Below are 25,423 nucleotides of genomic sequence, written 5' to 3'. Positions count from 1 at the left end.
CACGGTGAGAGCGAGCACACACGCAACGGAACGTGAGGACGGGACGCGTCCAGGACGCATCCACGGAAGGGGGAGACCGCGATGGCGAAACCACTGAGCGCGGACCGGCTCGTGAAGGCGCTCAAGGCCGAGGGCCTCACGGTCCACGAAGTCCGCAACTGGCGGCGCCACAACCGCAATGCGAAGGGCGCCTGGGGCCCGCTGAACGGCGTGATGATCCATCACACCGTCACCTCCGGCACCGAGGGCAGCGTCCGGCTGTGCTACGACGGCCGCTCCGGCCTGCCGGGGCCGCTGTGCCACGGCGTCATCGACAAGCACGGTGAGGTGTGGCTCGTCGGCAACGGCCGCGCCAACCACGCCGGACTCGGCGACGGCGACGTCCTGAACGCGGTCATCAACGAGCGGAAACTCCCGCACGACAACGAGGCCGACACGGACGGCAACGCCCGCTTCTACGGCTTCGAGTGCATCAACCTCGGCAACGGCAAGGACCCGTGGCCCAAGGATCAACTGGAGGCCATCACGCGCGTGTCGGCGGCCATCTGCCGAGCGCACGACTGGAACGAGCGCTCCGTCATCGGCCACAAGGAATGGCAGCCCGGCAAGGTCGATCCGCGCGGCTTCACGATGGACAGCATGCGGAGCCGCATCGCCGCCCGGCTGAAGAAGAAGCCCGGCGACGGCGGCAAGGTCGGTGGTGGCGGCACCGGTGGCGGCGGCACCGGTGGGGGTGGTGGTGGTAGCAAGCCCGCCCACGAGCCGTTCCCCGGCAGCGACTTCTTCCGCGAGGGCCGCGAGAGCCGCATCATCACGGCCATGGGCAAGCGCCTGGTGGCGGAAGGCTGTTCCGAGTACAAGGTCGGCCCGGGCCCCCACTGGACGGACGTCGACCGCCGTTCGTACGCCGCCTGGCAGCGCAAACTCGGCTACCGCGGCAAGGACGCGGACGGCATCCCGGGCCCGGAGAGCTGGAAGAAGCTGAAGGTTCCCAACGTCTGAGCCGAGCGCTCAGAAGGCCGCCGCGGCGTGGTTGCCGCGGCCCGAGCGCGCACGTGAGCCCGCGTAGGCCCGCAGCCTGTGGTCAGGCGGCGGGCTTACGTGCGTGTTCGCGTTGCCGGCCCCGCGGGAGCGGACCGGCATGGGTGAACTCGCCCGCCGATGACCGGCGTTGGGGCGCGCACATGGGGCGCGCACATGGGTCGCCGGGGAGCGCGGGGTGCAGTTGCTGAACGATGTGACTGCGGCCGGGGCGCTCATGGTGGTCGCCGATGGCGCGCACCTCACCGTGCCCACCGTCCCGGACGGTTCGATCGGAGCACCGGTGACGCGCTCGCTCCCGCACTTCACGTAGACCCGCTGCCCAGGCCGACTCGCCGGGTGCCCGGGTGAGTCCGGCGTGCCGAACCGCTCGGCAGGACCGCAGCGCCCCATGAGGTGCGTCTCGGGGAGGCCGCGCGCCCCAACACCGCCGCCTCCCAACTGGAGGACCCCTCCCAGGGCTTGACCCTGGTCGCCGCTCCGCCGCAGCTCAGCGGCTCAACTACGCGCGGACGCATGCTCATTGGCCGGTTGTCACGGAAATTTCACCGTGCCAGGTCTATCCGCATAGACCGCTCAGTATCACGATAATCACACCGCTCCACCCCCCAACACACATGGGAGCCAACAAGCATGCGCACCCACATACGCCGTGGCGTCCTCGCCGCGCTCATAGCCGCCGGCACGACCGCGGTCACTCTGCTCGGCACCACCCCCGCCTACGCCGCACTGCCGACCCCCATCGCCGCCTCCACGGCCCGCTCCTACCTCTCCTCGATGCCCGCCACGACCGAGCACTCCCGTGACGGCTACAACCGCGACCTCTTCCCGCACTGGATCAACATCAGCGGCAACTGCGACACCCGGGAGACGATCCTCAAGCGCGACGGCAGCGGCGTCGTCACCGACTCGTCGTGCGCCGCGACCAGCGGCAGCTGGTACTCGCCGTACGACGGCGCCACCTGGACCGCGTCCTCGGACGTCGACATCGACCACCTCATCCCGCTCGCCGAGGCATGGGACTCCGGTGCCTACAACTGGTCGACGTCCAAGCGGCAGAGCCTCGCCAACGACCTCACGCGGCCCCAACTCCTCGCCGTCACCGACAACGTCAACCAGTCGAAGGGGGACCAGGACCCCGGCACCTGGTGGCCCTCCCGCACCGCCTACCAGTGCACCTACGCCCGCGCCTGGGTGCAGGTGAAGCACTACTACGACCTCACGGTCGACTCCGCGGAGAAGAGCGCCCTCTCCTCGGTCCTCAACGGCTGCTGATGCCGCTCCGCTCGCCGGCTGCTCGGTGCTTGTGACCGAAGGGCGGGACCCGTTGACCGGGTCCCGCCCTTTGTCGTCGTTGCCGGCCCGATGCCCTCGCCGGTCCGCACGGCCTGACGGGACGAGCTCCCCGCATGCTCTGCGTCGCCGTTCGCGGGGCGCGGTGCGCGTACAACCCTGGACGAACTTCGGATGTCTCCTAAGTGACTGCAATAGGGGTGTCTTGTGCCGGCCCGTGCCTCGGCTTCCCGCTGGGGGCCGGCCGCGCATCTCTCCCGCCACGCGCATCCCACAGGGGCCGAGCGGGACGCCGTAGGCAACGTAGGAGACCAAGGAGGTCCTCCTGTGCGTCACATCAGAAGCGCGGCCCTCACGGCCGCGGCACTCCTCACCGTCGGCGGCGGAGCCCTGTTCGCCGCCCCCGCCGCCCAGGCCTCCGTGCCCTTTCCGTCCATCGGCTGGCAGCAGCACAACTGCGACTACGACGGCAACGGCTTCGACGACGTGCTGACCGGTGCCCCGGGCGCGGCGGTGAGCGGTGCCACGGGTGCCGGCTACGTCACCGCGCAGTACAGCTCGTCCAGTGGTCTCAGTACGACGAAGAAGAGCGTTCTCAACCAGAACACCTCCGGCGTCCCGGGCGGTGCCGAGGCCGGCGACGGCTTCGGACGGGCCGTGGCCTCGGGCGACCTGGACAACGACGGCTACGACGACGCGATCGTCGGCATCCCCGGCGAGGACCTGGCAGGGCTGTCCGACGCGGGCGGCGCCACCGTGTTCTGGGGCTCGCCCACGGGGCTGCACGGATCCGACAGCACCTGGCTGGAGAACCCCGATCAGCCGCGCGCCGGCGCGAACTTCGGGCGGGCCATCGAAGCGGCCCGCTACTTCGCCCCCGACCCGGCGGACCCTGACGCCAATCTGCGGGACAGCATCGCCGTCCTGGAGAACGACGCCCTGCTGTTCTTCACGGCCCCACCCGGGGCGAGTCAGTTGAAGCCGGCGGACAAGGGGGGCCGGGCGCTGGATCTCGCCCCGGCGGAGTCCGGACTCGCCCTTCGGAGCCTCAGCCACGGCAACTACAACGAGGACTCCTGGGCGGACCTGGCGATCTCGGGTGTGACCACAGGCGACCAGCCGGGCGTCGGCGTCACCCAGGTGCTGCACGGCGCACCGGACGTCGAGGAGCTGGGGGACGGCGGCACGTTCGAGGGCGGACCCGCGGCCACCTCCGGCGACTTCAACCATGACGGCCAGGACGACCTGGCCATCGGCGACACCGGCTCCGGCTCGTCCCTCGGCGGATCCGTCTCCGTCCACCTGGGCCAGGGCGACCTCTCCGGCCTCGGCCAGGAGCCGTCCCAGACGTGGACACAGGACTCACCGGGCGTGCCGGGCCAGGCCGAGGCAGGCGACCAGTGGGGTGCCGAGATGTCCGCCGGTGACACCGACGGCGACGGCCGTCCCGACCTCGCCGTCGGTGCCCCCGGGGAGGACATCGGCTCCACCTCGGACGCGGGTGCGGTCTGGACGCTGCGCGGCGGACCCGGTGGTCTGACGGCCACCGGGGCACGCAGCTTCGACCAGAACCACGCCGACATCCCGGGCGTGGCGGAGGCATCCGACCGCTGGGGCGGCCAGGTGCGCCTCATCGACGCCAACAGCGACGGCCTCTTCGGCCTGCTGGCCGCGGCGCCGGGCGAGAACACGAACGACGGCTTCGTATGGGTCCTCCCCGCGTCGTCGTCGGGCCTGGTCGCCAACGGCACGTGGACGTACGACGGGACACGCCTCGGCGGTACGGCGGCCAACGCGCAGTATGGGGCGGCGATCGACGAGTAGGGACAGCCGTGAGGAAGACAGGAGCGGGGTCTGCGGTCCACACCGCAGGCCCTCGGCCGCTCGGTTGTCGGTGGCTTTCTCAGATGAGTACGACTACTCATGTCGGAACCGCCCCCTCGTGAGCATCATCGGAGCATGCGAAAGCAAGCACTTGGAATGCACGTGCTGGTCGCCGGTGTTCTGGTCGCCGCCGTACCGGTGGCCACCTGGGGACTGATGGGGCAGGACGACGCGCAGGGCCTGCCGCCGTCCCAACTCGACCATGCCTACGAGCCCCTGGCGATCCCGACCGGTGTGCAGACCGCACTGGGCGTCGGCGCCTTGCTGCTGGCGGCCGCCACCGTGGTGCTGCTGGTGCGCGCCTGGCGCCGCGGGACCTTCGACCGGCGTTGGTGGCAGGTGCTCGGTCCGCTGATGGTGGCGGGCCTGATCGTCGGCGCGGGGTGGCGTGTGCTCACCGCCGGGGTCGTCGGCGCCAACATCGGAGCCGGTCTCGTCGTCCTGTTCGGCGTCCCGGTCGTCGTGGCGCTGGCGCTGTGGGCGACGGGCCGCGGCCTTTGGCTGGCGCTGCACCGGGACGACCGCGGTCCGGGAGCCGGGGTCGGGGCCACGTCAGGGTCGCCGTCATGACGAGCGACGCGGCGAGCCCCGGGGGTGCCCCGTCCGCACCCGGCACCCTGGGACTGCGCATCACTGCGGGGATCGCCCTCGCACTGCTGCCCGTCATCTTCATGCTGTCCTACGGCTTGGTCCTCGACGACGCCCTGAAGGGGGAGCCGACGGTTCTCTTCGACGTCAGCGCCTCGCTGCTCGGTGGCTCCGGGCTGCTCGGCCTCGCCGCGCTGCTTCTGCCCGCGCGGACGGTGAGCCGTCCCGTCCGTACCGCCCTCCTCGTCGGCCAGTGCGGGTTGATGCCCGTGGCGTTGGCCCTTGCCGCCGTGGCGTGACGCGTCCGCACCTGCCCTGAGCCCGGCCCGACCGGATACGTGCCCGAGGCCGGACACGTACCTCTTCGACGGACCTGGGTTGATCCACCGGAGTGCACTGACCCGGACCGCGTCGTTCGCTGCCCGGTCGGCCGCGTGCGCAGACATACGGTGATGGGCCGGAGCAGACGGCCACCGAGCAGCAGCCAGCCAGGGGCAGCGATGCGTCAGACCAACCTCACCGACGAGTCGGACGAATACGTCCGCGCCCGCGAGGAGTTGCAGCAAGCCGAGATCGAGCTGATGCGTCAGCGCGAACGCGTTGCCGACCAGCGTCGCAGGCTGCCGCCGGGGCCCGTCCTCGACGACTACGTCTTCGAGGAGGGTCCCGCTGATCTGCAGGCCGGTGACGCGCCGACGCGGACCGTGCGCCTCAGCGAACTCTTCACCGGGCCCGGGCGCGACCTGGTCGTCTACCAGTTCATGTTCGGCAAGAAGCACACGGAGCCATGTCCCATGTGCACGATGTGGCTCGACGGGCTCAACGGGGTGGCCCGCCACATCACACAGAACGCCGACCTCGCGGTCGTCGCCGCGGCCGACCTGCCCGCGCTCCGCGCGCACGCCCGGGACCGGAACTGGACGAATCTGCGTCTGCTCAGCGCCGGCTCGAACACCTTCAAGTACGACCTGGGCAGCGAGGACGCCGAGGGCGACCAGGACTCGACGATCTCGGTCTTCACCCGCGAATTGGGGTCTCCCCGCACCGACGGCGCAGGGGAAGGGACGGTACGCCACCTCTACTCGGTGCACCCCCGGATGTCCGAGGACATCGACCAGCGAGGCATCGACCTGTACAGCCCGGTGTGGCACGTCCTCGACCTCACCAGCAAAGGCCGGGGCGACTGGAGCGCGGCACTCGACTACTAGGGCCTGTCCGGCGGATCTTTGAGGACCAGCCCGCGGCGCCTGGTGCGTGCGATCGCAAGGCGGAGGATCATCCTCGTACTGGGTGTACTCGGATGACTCCGACAACGCAGCGAGCGTGCGTGCCAGGCGTCGCGGGCCCGAGAGGATCCGCCGGACAGGTCCCAGGGCTTCAGGGCGACAGGCGCCGGCCGACAAAGAGAGAAGGGGCACATGGACTTCGTACTGCGCCCGGGACAGCCGGCCGACGCCGCCGAGTGCGGAAGAATCTGCTGCGAAGCCTTCTCCGGCATCGCCCGGAAGCATGCGTTTCCGCCGGACGTGCCCAGCGCCGAAGTGGGTGCCACGGTCATGGAAATGGCCCTGAACCACCCGGGGTTCTACGGCGTCGTCGCCGAGCTCGACGGGCGGATCGTGGGAAGCAACTTCCTCGACGAACGCTCCGCCGTCGTCGGAGTCGGGCCCCTGACCATCGACCCCGACGTACAGAACCAGGGCCTCGGCCGCTTGCTCATGCGGGACGTCATGGACCGCTCCGCCGAGCGCCGGGTCCCGGGCATCCGCCTCGTACAGACCACCTACAACACCGGCTCGTTCGCGCTGTACGCGAGCCTCGGATTCGAGTTCCGCGAAACCCTCGCCTGCCTGCAGGGGCCGCCGATCCTGGGCTCGATCGCAGGCAGAACCGTCCGCAAGGCGACGGACGCCGATCTCGCGCGGTGCAACGACGTGTGCCGGCGGGTCCACGGCTTCGACCGCGGAGGCGAGTTGGCCGACGCGATCAAGCACGGCACCGCCCGTGTCGTCGAACACGAAGGACACATCACCGGGTACGCCGCGGACGTGGCGTTCTTCGACCATTCCGTGGGCGAGGAAACCTCGGACATCCAAGCCCTCATCGCGGCGGCCCCCGCCTTCGGCGGCCCCGGAATCCTCGTCCCCGCGAGCAACACCCGGCTGCTCCAGTGGTGCCTGGCCAACGGGCTCAAGGTGACGCAGCTGATGAGCCTGATGACCACCGGCCTCTACAGCGTCCCCGCCGGAGCGTTCCTCCCCGCGATCCACTACTGACGGCCGGCCTGCCGTCCGTACCGCCTCCGGAATCGCCTCCACGGGCTCCGGTATCGGCGCCGCGGTCGGCCTCGCCGTCCTCGTCCTCGTCGCGACCGCAGGTCTCGACGATCTCACCGGCGAACGCCTCCGCGTCGCGGCCGCGGACGGGATCCGCACCACGCTGTTCGTGGTGGCCGCCGGCATCGTTCTCACCCTGCTCGTAGCGGCGACCCGGTGCCCCACGGCACCGGTGACGGGACCAACTTCCGTACCCCGCCAGTGGCGACGCTTCTGACGCGACGGTTGACGGGCCGCCTGATGCCCCTGATGCCCCTGACGTTCCGGCCGACCGGCCCGAAGATCGCGACAAGTGCCGGTCGACGGCCGGCCGACCTGGCGGGTTACGCAGGGGTAGGCAGACCGCCCACTCTTGCTATACGGTCTGTCAATAAGAAGCTGTTACCGGTAGTAATAGCAGTAGGCGATGAGGAACTTCACGGACCCGACTCGAGGAGTCCCAGCATGACCGCCAGCATCTCGCGACAGGAGACCACGAGCCGCACGCCCGAGGACGACATCGCGCGGCGGCTGCTCGACTCGTCCGCGCAACTCTCCTACGACCCGCTCACCGAGGTCGACTGGGAGACCCCGCTGGACAAGGACTTCCACGGGGCCAGCCCGGAGTGGAGCACCCTCTACGGCACCGCGTACTGGAACGAACTGACCGACGCGCAGCGCAAGGCGCTGACCCGGCAGGAGGCCGCGTCAGTGGCCAGCACCGGTATCTGGTTCGAGATGATCCTTCAGCAGATGATGCTGCGGGACATGTACGCAAAGGACCCGACCGAGGACGCCTTCCAGTGGGCGCTCACCGAGATCGCCGACGAGTGCCGCCACTCCATCATGTTCGCCCGCGGCGCGAAGAAGCTTCGGGCGCCGGCCTACCGCCCGCACCGGGTAGCGATCGAACTCGGCCGGTTCTTCAAGACCGTGGCGTTCGGTGAGGCGGCGTACGGGGCGATCCTGGTCGCCGAGGAGGTCCTCGACGTCATGCAGCGCGACTGGATGCGCGACGAACGGGTCGTGCCGTTCGTCCGCACCATCAACAACATCCATGTCGTCGAGGAATCACGGCACATGAAGTTCGCCCGCGACGAGACGCGCAAGCACCTCGCGCGCGCCGGACGGGTGCGCCGTCACATTCACTCTCTGCTGATCTCCGTGGCGGCCTACGTCATCGTGACCAGCATGGTGAACCGGAAGGTGTACGCCAACGCCGGACTGGACGAGGCGCGCGCCCTGCGCGAGGCGAAGGCCAACGAGCACCACAAGTCGATGATGCGCTCAAGCTGTTCGGGCCTGATGGAGTTCCTGACGTCGGTGGGGCTGCTCACCAAGCCCGCGCTGTTCTTCTACAAGCGCGCCAACCTGATCTGACGACTTCACGCGAGCGGACGACATGGCTTACGCGATCACCCAGACCTGCTGCAAGGACGCCAGTTGCGTGTCCGTCTGCCCGGTCAACTGCATCCGCCCCACGCCCGAGGAGCGGGACTTCGGCAGTATGGAGATGCTGCACGTCGACCCGCAGACCTGCATCGACTGCGGCGCATGCGCTGACGCCTGCCCGGTGGACGCCGTCCTCCCGGTCGACAGCCTGACCGCCGCACAGCGGGAATACGCCGACATCAACGCGGCCTACTTCGAGCACGCCGAGGAGGAGTCGCAGGCAAAGCCGGCCGAAACTGACGACCACGGACCGATCTTCCACGCCTGGGGTGAGCCGACCTTCGAACGCGTCCTTCCGCCGGACTTCGGGCCGCTGCGCGTCGCAATCGTGGGAACTGGGCCGGCGGGCATGTACGCCGCCGAGGATCTGCTTCTGCACACCAGGGCCGAAGTGACGCTCGTCGACCGGCTTCCGGCCGCCGGCGGTCTCGTCCGCTACGGCGTGGCTCCGGACCATCCGGCAACAAAGAAGGCCGGCGACACCTTCGCCCGCTTCCACACGCATCCTCGCGTGCGGATGCACCTCGGCCTGGAGGTGGGCAGGGACGTCACGGCGGAGGAACTCGCCGCACACCACGATGCGGTGATCTACGCGGTGGGCGCCGCCGCCGACCGGCGGCTGGGGATCCCCGGCGAGGACCGGACGGGCAGCCTCGCCGCGACCACCGTCGTCGCCTGGTACAACGCACACCCGGAGGTCGCGCCCGACGCCGTCGACCTCTCGGCCGAACGAGTCGTCGTGGTCGGTAACGGCAACGTCGCCCTCGACGTCGCCCGCATCCTGGTCTCCGACCCGGAGGCACTGGCCGGCACCGGGATCGCGCGCCACGCGCTGGCAGAGCTGCGCCGCAGCAAGGTGCGCGAAGTGGTGGTGCTCGGGCGCCGCGATCCGGAACATGCGGCGTACACCCGATCCGAACTCCTCGCTCTGAAACACCTCCCCGAGGTGGACCTGGTCGTGGACGACCACGATCCGCGCATCGGTGCGGTGATCGATGCCTCCGGGCCGAAGGACAAGGCCGCGGTACTGCGGGGTGTGACGCGGGAGGCGGTCGACTGGTCCGTGTCACCGGGTGCGGCAGGGCGGCGGCGCCGCATCGTGTTCCGCTTCCTGTCCGCGCCCATGGAGATGTGCGGGGACGAACACATCCGTGCCGTGCGCGTCACCGGCGCGAACGGTGAGGTGCAGATCCCGGCCGGCACGGCACTGCGCGCGATCGGCTACCGCGGAGTGCCCCAAGCGGGGCTGCCGTTCGACGAGGCGGCCGGGACCGTCCGGCACGAGCGTGGCCGGGTGACCGGCACAGCCGGGACGTATGTGGTGGGCTGGATCAAACGCGGGCCTTCGGGCGGGATCGGCGCCAACCGCGCCTGCGCAGCCGAGACGGTCGGCACCTTGCTGGCGGACGCGGTCGCGGGCGTGCTGCCCACGCCGACCGGCAGGCCGAAGGTTTTTCACCGCCTCGCACGCCGCCGCCGATGACCCGCCCTCCGGGCGGGCCTCTCCGCGTGGCGGCCGGCCCCCGGGCGGCGGTGATGACCGCGGTGCCAGACCCGGGCGGCGCCCAGGTGGCTCCTACCGCAGCCGTGCCACGAAGCTTCGCCCGTACGCGTGCCGTGTGGTGACGTCGATACGAGTGGCGCCGGGAAGCCGGGTGACGTGGACACCGTCGTCTGCGGAGACCGGGCGCAGGGAGCGGCCGTGCAGGGTGACGGTGACCTTGTCGCGTTCGGTGGTCGGATCTGCGACCGCGACGGTGGTGATGCCGTCGCTGCCGCGCCGCATGAGCACTGACGCGGGACCGTCGATGGCGAGGTGCCCGGCGATGTGGGTGCCGGGAGCGAAGGTGTTGGCGGCGAGCAGGCCCAAGCGGGCGTGACCGATGGCCTGGACGTCAGTGGTGTGGGCGAGGACCGTCAGCGGGCCGTGCGCGTAGCGGCGCAGCTGCCGTTCGGTGGCGCCGGGCACCAGGGCGTAGGCCAGCGTGGTGGCGGGCGTGCCGGGGGGCTGCTCGAAGGCGACGCTGAAGACCTGCTTGGTGATCCGGGTGTCGGGGTTGGCGGCGTTGACGTCCTGGCGGCTGCGGGTGACGGTGTCGAGCCTGACGGTGGGTCGGGGGCCGCGAGGTGCGCCTGGGGAGTCGAGGAAGACATAGCCGACTGCCGTTTCCTCGTCGGCGTTGGCGTAACGGAGCCAGGCGAGCGGCGCCGTACCGGGGCCCCGCCAGCGTGTGTCGTCGCGCAGGCGTCCCGTGAGGGTGACGGCGTCCGATTCGGCGGCGATGCGGCTGTCCACTGTGGTGGTCACCGCCCGGCCCGCCGGATCGTGCACCCCGGCAGCCAGCACCACGATCTCGTCGTCCAGCAGGAACCACGACTTGGTGGCACGGGCGTTGCGGTAGGCCACGAAGTCGTCCGGAAGCCGCCCGGCCTGCTTCGCCGCGTAGGCGACGTCGTCGGACTGGACCAGCGACGCCGTTCCGTAGGCGCCCAGCGTGGCGCCGCCGGAGTGGGAGTGCGTGCCGCACGGGAAGTAGACGTAGGTGTTCTGCTTCTCGGACGAGGCGGTGAACCCGGCGTCAGGGTTGTCGTACCACTGTGTGCCGTACAGCTCGGGGATCGTCTTTCGGGTCTCCGCCGGGGCGGTGACACCGGCCAGCAGGTACGGGGAGACGGCCGTGAAGTAGTCGACGCCGTAGGCATGCGTCTGGTCCTGCCCTGACAGATACAGGTAGTGGGCGCCGTCGCCCTGGAACCACGGCTTGAGGTTCTCGCCGCTCATGTACTCGTACTTGCTGACCCTCCGTGAACTGCGGGCCAACGCGAACGACCAGCCGGGGCGGTGGTGGACGGTGCGGTCCATGGCGTTGAACGCCGTCGTGTACGAGGCGTCCCTGAGGTCGCGGGCGGGGAGGGAGTCGTCGGCGAGGATGTCGGCGTAGCGGGCGACGGTCATGGGGGAGACGAACGAGATCGGGTCCAGCGGCGCTTTCGCGGCCTCGTGGACGAACTTCACGTACCCCTTGAGAGCGGTGGCGTCGTCGCCGGAGGAGTGGGCGGCGAGGTCGGTGACGGCCTCCACCACCGTGGTCGCGTCGCGGTATCCGCTCTTTTCGCGCGACATCCCGCGGCCCTTGACCACCTCCATCATCCAGCCCTCGAAGATCACCGGCGCGAAGCCGTCCACCACCCAGCCGCGCACCACCCCGGCCATGTCGTCCTGCGGCAGATAGGCCGTGCCGTCCAGGATCTTCAGGGTCTGCACGACGCGGCTGAGCAACCCCGCGCCGTAGGTGCCGGTGTAGGCGACGGAGGCGTGCTGGATGAAGGAGCCGTCGGCGTAGAAGCCGTCCGTGACGCCGTGCCGGAGGCGGTACGGGTCGATGGTGGCGAGGACGGTGAGCTGGTCGGCGACGGCCTTGCTGACCCGGGCGTCGTCGCCGAGGGCGGCACCCTGCATGATCCGGTCGGTGGTGATGTCGGCGAGGTTGGCGCCGGTGTGGAAGCGGGAGTCGAGGTCGACGTCGCCGTTCTTGCCGTTGCGCAGATAGCCGTCCATCGCGGCGACGTAGGTGGCGGCCAGTTCCGGGCGGTAGGCGGCGAGTTGGTCCCGCAGCAGCACCAGGACCTTGCTGACCTGCTGGGAGATGCCGATCTCCCAGTTGAACCAGTTGCCGTAGTAACCCGTCGACTGGTCGCCGTAGTAGTGGTCGTGGAGCCAGGTCAGGCCGTCGATCACGCGCCGCTGGACGGCCTCGTTGCCGTGCAGGGGGTTGTCGCCCGCGGGGGTGCGGGTGGCGAGCGCGATCTCGTAGAGGTACTGGAAGGACTTCGTCAGGTTCTTGTCACTGGTGCCGAGATCGCCGAGCCCCTGGAACAGCTCGCCGGCACCGGCCCCGTCCATCGCGTCCAGATGGTCCTGCGCCGCGGCGGTGATGGCGGCCACCTTGCCGGCCACCTCGGGGCGGGCGTCGACCTCGGCGGTGCCCGCTAAGACGGCGACGGTGTTGTCGACGAGCCGGGCAAGGTCACCGGCCGGATCCCGGGTGGAGGGGTCGCGAGGGGGGCCTGCCGCCCGTGCGCGCAGCGGGTCGGCGAGTGCGAGCAGCGCGCTCGCGGGGACCATGGACAACAGGGCGCGGCGCGACAGTTCCATGGGGCGCTCCACTTTTTGGGCCGTATGCCGGAAAAGGCTCGCCGTATCCAAGCAACGGGGCCCGGTGGTGTCAACGCGTCAGTATCACCGGCAGGACACTGCGCAGCTGAGTGACGGCTCTGAACTCGGAGCTCTTGTCGGGCAGTTGATGGTCAATGTTCGTTCGAGCCCGCGCGCCGTGTGCGCTCATGGCCGTAGTCCTGCTGGTGACCCCGCGGTTGCCGGCAACGCGGCGACGGACTTCGCGCGCGATGCGTCGATGAGCCGGCCTCAACGGAGGGCTTGGCTGTGGTCGCGTGCCCACTGCTGGAAGCAGTGGGTTTGTCGGGGCTCTGCACGGAGCGGCGGCACTGCGTCCCGCCCACGCGGATCACGACGGCGCTCATACGTGCCTGACGCGGGACAGGCTCCGGTGTTCTCCGAGCCGATCGCTCTTGCGTAGGCGCCTGGTTGGGCCGACCAGCACGAGCGTGGTCATCGGAATTGTTTTTTCCGAGTCATTGACGAAAATGAGGCGGGTCAGCATGCTGTGCGGCATGGAGTCTCACGACGGTCCCCTGACCCGGTTGCGGCGGGCGCACGAGGAGTTGGTGCTCGACCTGTTGCGCAAGCACGGCCGGCTGAGCCGGGGCGAGCTGGGCAAGCTCAGCGGGTTGTCCCGCACGACGCTCTACGACATCGTCGGCGGGCTGCTGGCCAATGGTGCCGTCGTCGCCTCCGCTGCCGGCACGGGGCAGCGCAAGCGTGGCCGGCCGGTGGAGACGCTGACCCTCAACCCCGAGGCGGGGCAGGCGATCGGGATCGACTTCGCTCGACGCGCGGTGCACGTGGCCGTCGCCAATGTCGCGCACGAGATCGTCGGGTCCGCGAGCGAGTCGCACGCGGGGGATGTGTCCTGGGTGGAGCGGGCCGATCTCGCGCAGCGTCTGGTCAGTTCGCTGACCGGAGGAACGCTGGAGTTCGGTGCGCTCAGCGCGATCGGCGCGGGCGTCGTCGGGCCGGTCGCCGACCCGGGCGGCGAGAGCGCGCATGCCCGCGGCGTCGACGGTCTGCCGGAACTGCTGCACAAGCGTTTCGGGGCGCCGGTACTCGTGGACAACAACACGAGGCTCGCGGCGCTGGCCGAATCGGTGTGGGGTGCGGCGGCGGGCGATGAGGATGTGCTTTATCTCCGGCTGTCGCACGGTGTCGGCGGCGGCCTTGTCGTGGGTGGTTCGCTGCACCGCGGTGCGTACGGGCTGTCGGGCGAATTCGGGCACATCACGGTCGAGGGGGCCGGGGTGCGCTGTGAATGCGGTGGGGTCGGGTGCCTGGAGACCGTGGCCTCGGTGGGGGCCGTGCTCGACTCCTACCGCGCCGCGGGCGGGCGCGCCGCGGACCTCTCCGGGTTGGTGGCGGCGCTGGACTCCGGCGACGCGGCAGCCCGGGACGTGCTGCGTGCGGCGGGCTCCCAGGTCGGCAAGGTGCTCGCTGCGGTGTGCAACGCGGTCGGGCCCGGCGTGATCGTGATCGGCGGTGAACTCGCCCTGGCCGGCGCCGCGTTGACAGGGCCGGTCGAGGAGGCGCTGAGCGCGGACGTCCTGCCGCTCTCGCGGCACCGGCTCGAAGTGCGCAGCGCGACGCTTGGCGAGGTCGGCGGCGCCCTCGGCGGCATCGGGCTGGTACTGCGCGAATCGTCCCTGCTTTCCCGTTACCCGGCTCGACCGGATCCCGAGGAGGATCGATGAACCAGGTGAGGCACTCATGGCCGTGATCACCACACCTGAGAGGAAGCCCGCGCCGGGAGCTGAGCGGCGCGTCCCCCGGCGGGCCGGACGGCCGCTTGTTCTCAACCTGGTCGCGCTCGCGCTCGGCCTGACGGTCTGGGCGCTGGCGTCCCTCGGTGTGGAGAACCTTCCCGGGCCGGTCAGCGTGGCGGAGCGCGGCGGTGAGATGATCGCCGACGGTTCGCTCCTCGATGACACTTTGGCCAGTCTGCGCCGGGTCTTCACGGGCTTCGCGCTGGGCACCGCGGTGGCCGTGCCGGTCGGCTTCCTCATGGGTTGGTATCCGCTGGCCCGGGGACTGATCGAGCCCTTCGTCCAGTTCTTCCGTACGATCCCGCCGCTGGCACTGATTCCGCTGGCGATCGTGCTGATGGGCATCGGGGAGACGCCGAAGGTCTTCGTGATCTTTCTGGCCGCGTTCATGTCCTGCGTGGTGGCGGCCTTCCAGGGCGTTGTCGACGTGGACAAGACGCTGATCAACGCCGCGCGGGTGCTCGGCGCGTCCGACCGAACCATCTTCGTCAAGATCGTCGTCCCGGCGTCCACTCCCTTCATCCTGGTCGGGATGCGGATCGGGCTCGGCGCGTCCTGGGCGACGCTGGTGGCTGCCGAACTCGTCGGCGCACAGGAGGGGTTGGGCTTCCGGATGCAGAAGGCCTCGACCTGGTACGAAATCCCCACGATCTTCGTGGCGCTGATCACCATCGGCGTGCTCGGCATGGCCATGGACCGGCTGTTGCTGCTCGCCGAACGACGCCTCACCGGTTGGCAGGAGCGCCGATGACAACCAAGATCTCTTTCCAGGACGTGGTGAAGACCTTCCCGATGAAGGACACCACCTTTGTCGCGCTGGACCATGTGTCGTTGGACATCGCCGACAGGGAGTTCGTCACGGTCGTCGGCCCGTCCGGCTGCGGCAAGAGCACCCTGATGAGCATGGCGGCGGGACTGGTCGCGCCAACGGCGGGCCAGGTCCTGGTGGACGGTGCGCCGGTCACCGGACCCGGACCGGACCGCGGTGTGATCTTCCAGCAGTACGCCCTGTTCCCCTGGCTGACGGTGCGTCACAACGTGGAGTTCGGCCTGAAGCTGGCCGCGCTCCCCGCCGCGGAGCGCAAGCGGCGCGCCGACCACGCCATCGACCTGGTCGGGCTGGGAGACTTCGCCGACGCGCTGCCGAAGACGCTCTCCGGTGGCATGAAGCAGCGGTGCGCAATCGCCCGCGCGTACGCGGTGAATCCCCAAGTGCTGCTGATGGACGAGCCGTTCGGAGCGCTCGACGCGCTCTCCCGGGTGCAGTTGCAGGACCAGCTCCTGGGCACCTGGCGGCAGGAGCAGCGCACCGTCCTGTTCATCACGCACGACGTGGACGAGGCGGTCTATCTGGCCAGCCGGGTGGTCGTGATGGCGGCCAGGCCCGGACGTGTCCACCAGGTCCTGGACGTGGACCTGCCGTATCCGCGCACCGAGGAGATCCGGCTCTCCGCCGAGTTCCGGCAGATCCGGAACGAAGTCTGGCACGCCGTCTACCACCAGCCCCAGGCCGCACCCGCCGCCTGACAGTCCCTGTCTGCTCACTTCCTGCCGAGCTTTTCGGTCACTCCCGAGAGGACTGCCCCGCCATGCGTAGCAGCAGTATTCGGCGTGCCCTCGCGGCCGCCTCCACCCTGTCCGTGCTGGCACTCTCCGTCAGCGCGTGCTCCGAGGACACCGCCAACGACTCGACGGTCGACTTCGGTTACATCGGCGACTACAACGGCGTGAGCCTGCTGGCCATAGCCGAGAAGCGCGGCCTGTGGAAGGAGGCGGGCCTCACCGCGAAGGTCAAGGCATTCAACGACGGGCCGGTTCAGGTCCAGGCGCTCGGCGCCGGCGACCTCGACTTCGGCTACATCGGCCCCGGTGCCATGTGGCTGCCCGCCTCCGGCAAGGCCAAGGTCGTCTCGGTCAACACGCTCGCGTACGCCGACCGGGTCATCGCCCAGCCCGGCATCGACTCGATGAAGGACCTCAAGGGGAAGAAGGTCGGCGTCCCCGAGGGCACATCCGGCGACATGGCGCTCAACCTCGCGCTGGAGAAGGCGGGGATGACCACCAAGGACGTGCAGAAAGTGCCGATGGCTCCGAGCTCGATCGTCTCCGCGTTCTCCTCCGGAAAGATCGACGGAGCGGGCATCTGGTATCCGCTGATCGACACCATCAAGAAGAAGGTGCCCGACCTCGAGGAGGTCGCCAGCACCCGGGACATGGACAGCACCTTTCCCACCGCCTTCGTCGCGGGCAACAAGGTGAGGCCCGAACTCACCAGCAAGGTGATCAAGGTGCTCCAGAAGGCCAACGACCGGCGGGCCAAGCATCCCCGGGAGGCCATCACCGAGTCCGCCAAGATGCTCAAGCTCGACGAGAACAAGGTGAAGGCCGACGCCGCCAACGTGGAGACACTGCCGACGGCCGATCTCGTCGCCAAGACCAAGAACGGCACCGTCGACGCGTGGCTGAACAACCTGGGCGATTTCTTCGTCCGTGCCGGTCAGCTCAAGTCCAAGCCGAAACCCTCCAGTTACTACACCGGCGACCTCTACACGAAGGCGTACGCGAAGTGAACCTGCTGTTCCTGATGACCGATCAGCACCGCGTCGACACCCTGGGCTGTTACGGCAACCCGCACGTCGCCACCCCCCACCTCGACGGGCTGGCCGCGACCGGCACGCGCTTCGAGCGGTGCTACACGCCCACCGCCATCTGCACGCCGGCCCGGGCGAGTCTGCTCACCGGGCAGGCGCCGTTCCGCCACCGGCTGCTGGCCAACTACGAACGCAACGTGGGCTATCTGGAGGACCTGCGCGAGGACGCGTTCACCTTCGCGGGCGCGCTGCGCGAGCGGGGCTACCAGCTGGGCCTGATCGGCAAGTGGCATGGCGGCACGCACCGCAACGCCGCCTCGTACGGATTCGACGGGCCGGACCTCCCCGGCTGGCACAACCCCGTCGACCACCCCGACTACCTGGCCTACCTGGCAGAACGGGGCCTGCCGCCGTACCGGATATCCGACCACGTGCGCGGCACCACACCCAACGGCAACCCGGGCAACCTGCTCGCCGCACGACTGCACCAGCCGGTCGAGGCGACCTTCGAGCACTACCTGGCCACCCGCGCCATCGAGCAGCTCGACCAGTACGCCGCCGACGGACGCCCCTTCTTCCTGGCCACCCATTTCTTCGGGCCCCACCTGCCCTACCTGCTCCCGGACGAGTATTTCGACCGCTACGACCCGGACCTCGTGGAACTGCCGGAGTCGATCGCCGAGACCTTCGAGGGCAAACCGCCGGTGCAACGCAACTACAGCGAGCACTGGACGTTCGACACCATGCCGATCGAGGTCACCCGCAAACTGATCGCCGTCTACTGGGGATACGTCACCCTGATCGACGAGCAGATCGGCCGCATCCTGACCCGGCTCGATGAACTCGGCCTGAGCCAGGACACCTCGGTCTTCTTCACCGCCGACCACGGGGAGTTCACCGGCGCCCACCGGCTGCACGACAAGGGGCCCGCCATGTACGAGGACATCTACCGCATCCCCGACATCGTCCGCATCCCCGGGGCCGCCCCGCAGGTCAGGAACGAACTCGTCACGCTCACCGACTGCACGGCGACCATCCTGGACCTCGCCGGCTGCGACCCCGAGCCTGCCGTCGACAGCCGCAGCCTCGTACCACTGGTGCGCGGCGAACACCCGGACTGGGCCACCGACCTGGTCGCCGAGTTCCACGGCCACCACTTCCCCTACCCGCAGCGGATGCTCCGCGACGAGCGTTACAAGCTCGTCGTCAACCCGGAGTCGGTCAACGAGCTCTACGACCTGTTCCAGGACCCCAGCGAGCTCCACAACCGGTACCCGCACCCCGAGTTCGCGCCCGTACGGCGCCGCATGCTGCGCCGGCTCTACGACCTGCTGCGCGAGCGGGGCGACAACTTCTACCACTGGATGACACCGATGTACGACATCGGCGCCTCCGACCACGACCCCAGCCTCAGCTCGTTCGAGCTGGAAGGCACCGACTGACTCGTTCTCTGCCCAGTCCCGATGGAGCACGATCAAGGAGTCGCCATGCGTCAGCCGTCCCCATCGAAAGCCGGGTATCCGCTGTCCCTTCTCCGTATCGCGGCCCCGGTTCTGATGCTCATCGCCGCGTTGCTGCTGCCCCACGGTGCGACAGCCGAAGAGCCGCCCGCCGCCCGTGAGTTGGCGCGGGCCGAGCAGAGCGGGACGCACGAGCGGAGCCGGACCTACGCGAACCCTGTGACCGAAGGCGTGGTCGACACCTTCCCCGACCCCGTGATCATCCGCGGTAAGGACGGGCTCTGGTACGCGTACGGCACCCAGAACCCGGTGTTCCAGAGCAAAGGTGAGAAGGGCGAACGCATCATGCCGATCCTGCGGTCGGCCGACATGGTGCACTGGCAGTACGCGGGGGAGGTCTTCACGCCGGCGAACCAGCCCGACTGGCACGGCGGTTCGCGCCTGTGGGCCCCCGACGTCCGCTACATCGACGGCCGTTACCACCTCTACTACTCGGTGCCCGACCGGAACACCGTCGGAGTCGCCACCGCATCCACGCCGACGGGCCCGTGGACCGACAAGGGCCCCGTCATGAAGTCGTCGAGCGGCTGCCCCACGGGCAACATCGACCAGGCGCAGTTCACCGACAAGGGCGGCCAGTCGTACATGTACTGGGGGAGTTACGACGTCCTGTGTGCGGCCAAGATGAACGCGGACAGCACGCGCATCGAAGGCGATGTCACCCAAGTCGCCCAGGGACGCCGGATGGAAGGCGCGTACGTAGTCCGGCGCGACGGCCACTACTACCTGTTCTACTCCGACGCCGGCTGCTGCCAGGGCTCGTACAGCGGCTACAAGGTCAAGGTCGGCCGTGCGACGAGCCCGACGGGCCCGTTCAAGGATGACGAAGGCGTCGACCTGATGGCCGAGACCAGTAAGGGCGGCACCGTCGTCGGCGCGAACGGCAACCGCTGGATCGGCCCTGGCCACAACGCGCTGCAGACCGACCTGGCAGGAGCGGACTGGCTCGTCTACCACGGAATCCACGCGGACGACCCCGATCTCGACCCCACTCCCGAGATCAACCGGAAGCAGCTGTCCAAGCGCCCGATGATGATCGACCGGCTGGACTGGATCGACGGCTGGCCCGTCGTACGGGCAGGGGCCGGGGCCTCCGAGGGCCGGCAGCCCGCACCGGTGACGTCCTGGTACGCGGGCAGCACGTTCAACGACGGCTCCTTGTCCGGCTGGCACGCCCGAGGCGCCGGTACGGACGGCTGGCAGCTCGCCGACGACGAAGACGCACGTCAGTACGTGACCCACACCGGTGGTGGCACGGACCCCGCGTATCTGCTCGCCGGCAAGAAGGCACCCGCCGGCCTGCGAGCGGAGGCGGACCTCAAGGTGACCTCGGCGGGCGGCGCGGCAGGGCTGGTCTTCGGCTATCAGAACCGCGGCAACCACGTCACCGCATGGCTGGACCGGAGGCGCAACGCCCTGGTCACCGAGGTCATGGCGGACGGCAGGAGCCGCGGCGAGCAGGTGACCGCACTGCCGTCCGGATTCCGCTGGGACACCTGGCACAACATCACGGCCGAGGTGCGCGGCACCCGTGTGACCGTCGAGGTCAGCGAGGACCGCCTGCGCGACGCCGTGGCCACACAGCACCGGCGCCTGCCCGACGGGACGGCGCGGCCCGGCGAGATCGGCACCGCCGCACGCGGCGCCGGTACCGCAGCGGACAACGTGGGCGGCGCCAAGCTCCACACCCCGGAGACCACCCGGGTGCCCGAAACACAACCCGGCGCCCAACTGACGGACTACAGCGACGAGTTCAACGGCGCCACCGTGCCCGGTACGGACCCGGACTCGCCCTGGAAGTGGGTACGCGGCCCGGCCTCCGGAACCACCATGACCGGTCGTGCCCTGTCCTGGCCGACGCAGAACACCGGGCTGCACCTCGACACCAATACGGCATCGGTACTGACACGTGACGCGCCCGAGGGGGACTACACGGTGGAGACGAAACTCCACTTCACCCCGGGACAGGCCAACCAGAAGGCGGGCCTCGCGCTGTACGAGAACGACGACCGGTACTTCACGCTGACCCGATCGGCACTGCCGTTGGCGCGGCGCGACGGCGTTCTCCTGCGCAACAGTGAGTTCGCCAAGGAGGGCGAGCGTCCGACCACCACACCACCGACCCCGGTCTTCTACGGCGAGACGTTCGGCGGACCGACCGCGGACACCATGTGGCTGCGGCTCTCCCACCACGCCGACCGGGCACACCAGGAGAACGAAGTACGCGCCTCGACCAGCCGGGACGGCGAGCACTGGGTCGACGCCGGTGTCTGGACCCTTCCCGCGAAGCGGGATCTCAAGATCGGCCTGCTCTCTCTGAACGCGGCGGGAGCCGTCGCCCAGTTCGACTACCTGCGTACGTACCACAGATGACGGTTGCCCGGCCCGCCTGCCCGCACGTTCTGGAAGGGAAAACCAGTCACATGTCTGTGCCCTCGCTGCGGCACCTGTCCCTGCCCGAGGAGTTCGTCCTGCTCTCACATTTCTCCAACGGCGAGGTGCACGGTTCCGTTCGGGCGGTGATCGGATGCGCGGCGGCCGAGCTGGGCGAACTCGCGCTGCGCCGCAAGCTGCTGGTTCTTTCCCGGAAGTCGAAGTGGTTCGGCTTCGATGCTTACCGCATGCACGGCGTTCACATCGAGCTGCTCGACGCCGGACCCACCGGCCTCGTGTGGGCCGACGCGTTGCTGGCCGAGCTGCATCAGCACTGTTCCGCTTCCGAACACGGGCGCGCCCGACTCCACCGGTGGTTCCAGCACCGTCTGCAGGCGTTCTCGCTCCACCGGGACGCGCTCGCCACGCGCGGCATTCTGTTCCCCCGGCCCGGCGGGCCAACCGGTCTCTTCCGCGCGAGGCAACGCCACTACCCCCACCATGTGCTGCGCGACGCGCTCATCGCGGAGGTCCGTGCCGCCGGCAACGAGCAGAGCCGCATCGACGAACACATGCTGTTCCTGAGCGACCTTGTGGAGACCGTCGGGCTGGGCAAGGAACTGGGTGCCGGGATGAGCGTGCGCCGGAAGCTGGACCGCAGTCGTGGTGTCGGAGCTGTGGAGTTCCTCCCCGAAGACCTGCGGGACACCAGCTCGGCGCTCATCGCGGCGGTGCCGACGCATGACAACGACCGGCGCTACGGCCGCATCCGAGTCTGACGCACCTCATCGGAGCCCGGCTGCCTGCCCGGCGGGACAGGCAGCCGGACTCCGATGCGCCCCGACGTCATGTCCTCGTCTTGGACAACGCCGTAGGTGGGCACCGCGGGCTTTCCGGTGCTGCGGAACCTGCCCGAGGAGTTCGTCCTGCTCACACCTGGCTTCGGGTCAGGTGCACGGTTCCTTCGAGCAGTGATCGGATGCGCGGCGGCCGAGCTGTGCGAGTCTGACGGACCGCTGCAGTCGGTCACTGGTAGCGGTTGCCCGCGAAGTTGTGCAGCGCCGTTCCAAGGTTCTCCACGCGGATGCTCGTATCTCTCTTCCAGGAGGAGGCGATCGTGCACTTCAGGACGCCTTCGCCGGCACGCAGCGGGGACGGGATCTCGTTGTTCGCCTTCGCCTCGAGGGTCGCCGTCAAGGTAAGTGCCCGCTTGTTCTTCTTCCTGTTGAAATCGACGGACGCGATGTCCGGCCAGGGCACGGTCAGTGCGTGTGGGCCGTGCCGCACGGTGAGCCCGTCAGCTCCAACGTGCAGCGCCCTGGCCCGAAGGAGTGGCAACGAGACATTCAGCCCGTGGAGCACACAAAGCAGAGTGATCACAAGCGCGTACACGGCCACGGCCGGGACCTTGTCGAACCAGAGGCCCAGCAACAGGAGCAGGGCGTCGGTCCCCGACGCGCACACGATCGGCCGTCGCATACGACGCCAGAACACACCCGGGCCCCAATGCTCCACCGCGAACGAGTCGGCCGCCGGCGGGCTTCCGTTCGGCTCGCCGGCCGGCGCCTTCCGCGGGCCCGTTGCGGGCGGCCTGGTCGCGGCCGTCGGGCTCGCCGAATTCCGTTGCTGCGGCCGGGTGTTCGCCAGTGCGTCCGCATTCGGATCGCTCATCCTCGCGTCCATGCGCAAATCCGCCTCAACGTCGCTCGGCGTGGCACGCGGAGCGGGCTGGTGTGCGAGGCGCGAGACGAGTTCAGTGGCGGCGGGGCGGTCCTCCGGTGTCTTGTGCAAGCAGTCCTCCGCCAACTCCCGCAGGCTGTAAGGCATTGCTCTGAGATCGGGTGCCTCATAGACCACGCGGAACAGCAGGGTGTGAGCGGCACCTTCGCCGAAGGGTCCGGTGCCCGTGGCCGCGTAGACGAGCAGTGAGCCGAGAGAGAAGACGTCCGCCGGCGGGCCCGCCGACTGCCCCAGCGCCTGTTCGGGCGACATGAAACCCGGCGTGCCAAGGATGGTTCCCGCCCTGGTCAGTTCGGTGCTTCCGGTGGTCTCGAGGGCCTTCGAGATGCCGAAGTCGATGATCCTCGGACCGTCGTCGACGAGCAGGACGTTCGAAGGTTTGAGGTCGCGGTGCACAACGCCCGTCTTGTGGAACGACGCGAGTGCTTCGGCCAGTCCACTGGCGAGCCTGCGCACCTCTCCTTCGTCCAACGGGCCGTACCGGGTGACACGTTGGGCGAGCGAAGGGCCGTCGACGTACTGGCTCACGATCCACGGCATGGAGGCGTCCGGATCCGCGTCGACGACCTGCGCCGCCCAGAAGCCACCCGCGCGCATAGCGAGCTTGGCCTCGCGCCGGAAGCGTTCGCGGAACCCGGGAGAGGACGCCAGGTCCTCCCGTACCACCTTGACGGCCACCCGCCGCCCGGTGGGGGACTCACCCAGGAACACCCGGCCCATTCCGCCCGAGCCGAGGCGGAAGGTCAACCGGTACGGACCGACCGCCCGCGGGTCCCCGGCTTCCAGTGGCTGCATCAGGCTCCCCCTGGTCGACGGTGGGACCAACCCTTGGGTTCCGTGCTCACGTTGGTAAGTCGCCCCTGACGGCTCATTGGTTCCGTTCACCCGGCCCGACGGGCCAGGTGAACGAGTGGGTGGCCCTGCCCGGTTCGCCCTGCTTGAGGCGGCCTCGGAGGGCCGCTGTCTGCTGAGCACGGCCTACGTCCGGCCATCACCCATGGTGGTCCGTGGCGCGGTCTCCAGCCGGTTGACCACCGTCGTCCAGGAGTCGGCGAGCGGTCCGTGGGGGGTCTCGATCCGGATGCCGGACGCCGGCCGGGAGTTCCGGGCACTCCTTCTCGCGGTTGGCTCCCCGTTTGGGTCAGGGGACCGTCGAGAAACCGCATGCCGCACAGCTTGGCGGGCCCGACATCATTTCGTCAACAGTCCGGAAAAACAACTGAGGGGCATCAGCCATCTCCGTCCCCACCCTGCCGTCAGCCCAACCGGGCGCCCGTGCAAGGGAGATCAGCGGGGAGAACACAGGCGCAGCACCCCAGGAGTGAGAGGCGCTCGCACACGGGCTCAGATCGCGGCCATCCGGGACGTGTGACATGGGCGCTGAGCACCCTCGGCACATCAACATGCCGCGAAGCCTGCAGGTGCGGGTCACGCGGTACGGGCCCCGGAAGGGGTGCCTCAGGGGCGGCTGCCAAGAACATGCGCTGTTCGAAGTCGAAGTTTGCGCCCCCACGCTCCCGCGCGCTGCTCCATTCAGGGGAATTGCACACTTTGCCCCTGGTGTGCCTTTTCGAAGCGTGAGTTCATCAATGGTATTGGCCGCCGTTACCCCGATGCCTCGGTTCTGCTGGGGCACCGTCCGAAGCCGTGCTCTTGCCTTTGCTCCCAACTCCGTCGCGAGAAGGGGGCGTTGCGCCTGAATCACGGAGACGCGCAGCGGTTTTCGCGGGGTGATGAGGAAACGGCTGGCAGCACGAAAGGGGCGCACCGTGGCATCACCCACCATCACTCAAGTGACCTCCTCGCCTACCTCGTCGGTCTTCGGGCAGGACGTGGTTTTCACTGCCACGGTCACTTCTGTCCAGCCGGGTCAGGGTGTTCCGACGGGGACGGTCACTTTCGTGATCTATGGGAGTGGGGGCGGTAGTTACACCGTGCCTCTGGATCCGAGTGGGAAGGCGAGCGTCACGGCTACGTCTCTCGGGACGGGTACGCATGCGGTCAGCGCGACCTACAACGGTTCTGGCCAGTTCTCGCGTTCGAGTGGTTCGTTCCAGCATGCGGTCGTCAGGGCTTCGACGAGCACGCAGTTGTCTGCGTCGCCCGATCCGTCGCAGGAGGGGGCGCCGGTCACCTTCACGGCGACGGTGACTGCGGTGGCTCCTGGTGCCGGGACGCCTTCTGGGACGGTGCAGTTCATCATCGATGCGCTTCCCCGCAAGTTCGTCCGGCTGGACGCGAGTGGTGTGGCTTCCGTGACGGTGTCGGGGCTCAAGGCGGGGTCGCAGTCGGTGATCGCGATCTATATGGGCGATGGGGATTTTTTGCCGTCGACTGCCAGTGGCACTCATACGGTGACGCCGACGCAGAAGCAGACGAGCACCGTGGTGACGTCCGTGCCTGATCCGTCGGTGTTCGGGCAGCCGGTCACGTTGAGTGCCACGGTGGCTGCGGTGACGCCGGGTTCGGGAACTCCGACGGGCATGGTCACGTTCACCGTCGACGGCGCCGGTGGGGGCACGTTCACCGCACCGCTCAACGCGTCCGGCGTCGCGAGCGTCAGCGTGGGCTCGCTCGACACCGGGAACCACGGCGTCACCGCCACCTACAACGGCGACGCCGGCTTCAGCACCTCCACCGGCACCGACACCCACACCGTCAACCGGGCCGG

Annotated in this window: 20 protein-coding genes; 18 read left to right on the top strand and 2 right to left on the bottom strand. The window is 69.2% G+C overall.

From position 1 onward, the window contains the following. The first annotated feature begins 81 nt into the window (after positions 1-81). From I004_RS0117700 to I004_RS0117655, 10 genes are all read left to right on the top strand, one after another. Positions 82-1,002: a peptidoglycan-binding protein gene (locus I004_RS0117700; RefSeq protein WP_028436596.1), complete on the top strand. Its 921-nt coding sequence runs from the start codon at positions 82-84 to the stop codon at positions 1,000-1,002. A gap of 217 nt (positions 1,003-1,219) precedes the next feature. Beyond that, entirely contained in the window at positions 1,220-1,354 is a 135-nt protein-coding gene (locus I004_RS40370; RefSeq protein WP_486580087.1) for a hypothetical protein, read from the top strand. Positions 1,355-1,674: 320 nt separating this feature from the next. Continuing rightward, a complete protein-coding gene (locus tag I004_RS0117690) occupies positions 1,675-2,316 on the top strand; it encodes an HNH endonuclease family protein (RefSeq protein WP_028436595.1) in 642 nt (213 codons plus the stop codon). Between the two features lie 345 nt (positions 2,317-2,661). Further along, positions 2,662-4,158: an integrin alpha gene (locus I004_RS0117685; RefSeq protein WP_028436594.1), complete on the top strand. Its 1,497-nt coding sequence runs from the start codon at positions 2,662-2,664 to the stop codon at positions 4,156-4,158. Between the two features lie 135 nt (positions 4,159-4,293). Beyond that, positions 4,294-4,788, top strand: coding sequence for a hypothetical protein (locus I004_RS34545; RefSeq protein ID WP_158677047.1), 495 nt, complete (start codon positions 4,294-4,296; stop codon positions 4,786-4,788). Then, a complete protein-coding gene (locus I004_RS0117675; protein WP_028436593.1) occupies positions 4,785-5,105 on the top strand; it encodes a hypothetical protein in 321 nt (106 codons plus the stop codon). The genes I004_RS34545 and I004_RS0117675 overlap by 4 nt, the downstream gene beginning before the upstream one ends. A 201-nt stretch (positions 5,106-5,306) precedes the next feature. Continuing rightward, entirely contained in the window at positions 5,307-6,014 is a 708-nt protein-coding gene (locus I004_RS0117670; protein ID WP_028436592.1) for a DUF899 family protein, read from the top strand. A gap of 210 nt (positions 6,015-6,224) precedes the next feature. Continuing rightward, positions 6,225-7,082 carry a GNAT family N-acetyltransferase gene (locus I004_RS0117665; protein WP_028436591.1) on the top strand — a complete coding sequence of 286 codons (858 nt, stop codon included), beginning with the start codon at positions 6,225-6,227 and terminating at the stop codon, positions 7,080-7,082. Positions 7,083-7,586: 504 nt separating this feature from the next. Next, positions 7,587-8,501, top strand: a complete 915-nt coding sequence (locus I004_RS0117660) for an AurF N-oxygenase family protein (RefSeq protein WP_028436590.1) — start codon at positions 7,587-7,589, stop codon at positions 8,499-8,501. Positions 8,502-8,523: 22 nt separating this feature from the next. Beyond that, on the top strand, positions 8,524-10,056 hold the full coding sequence (locus tag I004_RS0117655; RefSeq protein WP_028436589.1) for an FAD-dependent oxidoreductase: 1,533 nt from the start codon (positions 8,524-8,526) through the stop codon (positions 10,054-10,056). Positions 10,057-10,149: 93 nt separating this feature from the next. Here I004_RS0117655 and I004_RS0117650 read toward each other — a convergent pair whose 3' ends face one another. Further along, complete coding sequence (locus tag I004_RS0117650) at positions 10,150-12,729, bottom strand: polysaccharide lyase family 8 super-sandwich domain-containing protein (protein ID WP_028436588.1); 2,580 nt, start codon at positions 12,727-12,729, stop codon at positions 10,150-10,152. Positions 12,730-13,253: 524 nt separating this feature from the next. Here I004_RS0117650 and I004_RS0117645 point away from each other — a divergent pair. From I004_RS0117645 to I004_RS34540, 7 genes are all read left to right on the top strand, one after another. Continuing rightward, on the top strand, positions 13,254-14,456 hold the full coding sequence (locus tag I004_RS0117645; RefSeq protein ID WP_028436587.1) for an ROK family transcriptional regulator: 1,203 nt from the start codon (positions 13,254-13,256) through the stop codon (positions 14,454-14,456). A 16-nt stretch (positions 14,457-14,472) separates the two neighbouring features. Then, positions 14,473-15,279 carry an ABC transporter permease gene (locus tag I004_RS0117640; protein WP_028436586.1) on the top strand — a complete coding sequence of 269 codons (807 nt, stop codon included), beginning with the start codon at positions 14,473-14,475 and terminating at the stop codon, positions 15,277-15,279. Further along, positions 15,276-16,055 carry an ABC transporter ATP-binding protein gene (locus tag I004_RS0117635; protein WP_028436585.1) on the top strand — a complete coding sequence of 260 codons (780 nt, stop codon included), beginning with the start codon at positions 15,276-15,278 and terminating at the stop codon, positions 16,053-16,055. Before I004_RS0117640 ends, I004_RS0117635 begins: the two co-directional genes overlap by 4 nt. A gap of 62 nt (positions 16,056-16,117) precedes the next feature. Then, positions 16,118-17,098, top strand: a complete 981-nt coding sequence (locus tag I004_RS0117630) for an aliphatic sulfonate ABC transporter substrate-binding protein (RefSeq protein ID WP_028436584.1) — start codon at positions 16,118-16,120, stop codon at positions 17,096-17,098. After that, entirely contained in the window at positions 17,095-18,561 is a 1,467-nt protein-coding gene (locus tag I004_RS0117625; RefSeq protein ID WP_028436583.1) for a sulfatase family protein, read from the top strand. Before I004_RS0117630 ends, I004_RS0117625 begins: the two co-directional genes overlap by 4 nt. A 45-nt stretch (positions 18,562-18,606) precedes the next feature. Continuing rightward, positions 18,607-21,012, top strand: a complete 2,406-nt coding sequence (locus I004_RS0117620) for a family 43 glycosylhydrolase (protein WP_486580085.1) — start codon at positions 18,607-18,609, stop codon at positions 21,010-21,012. Positions 21,013-21,062: 50 nt separating this feature from the next. After that, entirely contained in the window at positions 21,063-21,791 is a 729-nt protein-coding gene (locus tag I004_RS34540) for a GOLPH3/VPS74 family protein (RefSeq protein WP_051345138.1), read from the top strand. Between the two features lie 247 nt (positions 21,792-22,038). Here the strand turns inward: I004_RS34540 and I004_RS37590 are convergent, their stop codons facing one another. Beyond that, the gene (locus I004_RS37590) at positions 22,039-23,547 is read right to left on the bottom strand and encodes a serine/threonine-protein kinase (RefSeq protein WP_051345137.1); all 1,509 of its coding nucleotides are present in this window, start codon (positions 23,545-23,547) and stop codon (positions 22,039-22,041) included. Between the two features lie 974 nt (positions 23,548-24,521). On the opposite strand from I004_RS37590, the gene I004_RS39510 reads away from it, so the two are divergent. Further along, positions 24,522-25,423: Ig-like domain-containing protein (locus tag I004_RS39510; RefSeq protein WP_199779414.1), on the top strand; the 902-nt coding region annotated here is incomplete at its 3' end.

Source organism: Streptomyces sp. TAA486 (assembly GCF_000426165.1).
This window is presented reverse-complemented; position numbering and strand designations above follow the sequence as displayed.

Excerpts from the sequence above, each read along its gene's own strand:
- I004_RS0117700 (WP_028436596.1), top strand. The coding sequence starts at position 82 with ATGGCGAAACCACTGAGCGCGGACCGGCTCGTGAAGGCGCTCAAGGCC.
- I004_RS0117690 (WP_028436595.1), top strand. The coding sequence starts at position 1,675 with ATGCGCACCCACATACGCCGTGGCGTCCTCGCCGCGCTCATAGCCGCC.
- I004_RS34545 (WP_158677047.1), top strand. The coding sequence starts at position 4,294 with ATGCGAAAGCAAGCACTTGGAATGCACGTGCTGGTCGCCGGTGTTCTG.
- I004_RS0117675 (WP_028436593.1), top strand. The coding sequence starts at position 4,785 with ATGACGAGCGACGCGGCGAGCCCCGGGGGTGCCCCGTCCGCACCCGGC.
- I004_RS0117670 (WP_028436592.1), top strand. The coding sequence starts at position 5,307 with ATGCGTCAGACCAACCTCACCGACGAGTCGGACGAATACGTCCGCGCC.
- I004_RS0117665 (WP_028436591.1), top strand. The coding sequence starts at position 6,225 with ATGGACTTCGTACTGCGCCCGGGACAGCCGGCCGACGCCGCCGAGTGC.
- I004_RS0117660 (WP_028436590.1), top strand. The coding sequence starts at position 7,587 with ATGACCGCCAGCATCTCGCGACAGGAGACCACGAGCCGCACGCCCGAG.
- I004_RS0117655 (WP_028436589.1), top strand. The coding sequence starts at position 8,524 with ATGGCTTACGCGATCACCCAGACCTGCTGCAAGGACGCCAGTTGCGTG.
- I004_RS0117650 (WP_028436588.1), bottom strand. The coding sequence starts at position 12,729 with ATGGAACTGTCGCGCCGCGCCCTGTTGTCCATGGTCCCCGCGAGCGCG.
- I004_RS0117645 (WP_028436587.1), top strand. The coding sequence starts at position 13,254 with ATGCTGTGCGGCATGGAGTCTCACGACGGTCCCCTGACCCGGTTGCGG.
- I004_RS0117640 (WP_028436586.1), top strand. The coding sequence starts at position 14,473 with ATGGCCGTGATCACCACACCTGAGAGGAAGCCCGCGCCGGGAGCTGAG.
- I004_RS0117635 (WP_028436585.1), top strand. The coding sequence starts at position 15,276 with ATGACAACCAAGATCTCTTTCCAGGACGTGGTGAAGACCTTCCCGATG.
- I004_RS0117630 (WP_028436584.1), top strand. The coding sequence starts at position 16,118 with ATGCGTAGCAGCAGTATTCGGCGTGCCCTCGCGGCCGCCTCCACCCTG.
- I004_RS0117620 (WP_486580085.1), top strand. The coding sequence starts at position 18,607 with ATGCGTCAGCCGTCCCCATCGAAAGCCGGGTATCCGCTGTCCCTTCTC.
- I004_RS34540 (WP_051345138.1), top strand. The coding sequence starts at position 21,063 with ATGTCTGTGCCCTCGCTGCGGCACCTGTCCCTGCCCGAGGAGTTCGTC.
- I004_RS37590 (WP_051345137.1), bottom strand. The coding sequence starts at position 23,547 with ATGCAGCCACTGGAAGCCGGGGACCCGCGGGCGGTCGGTCCGTACCGG.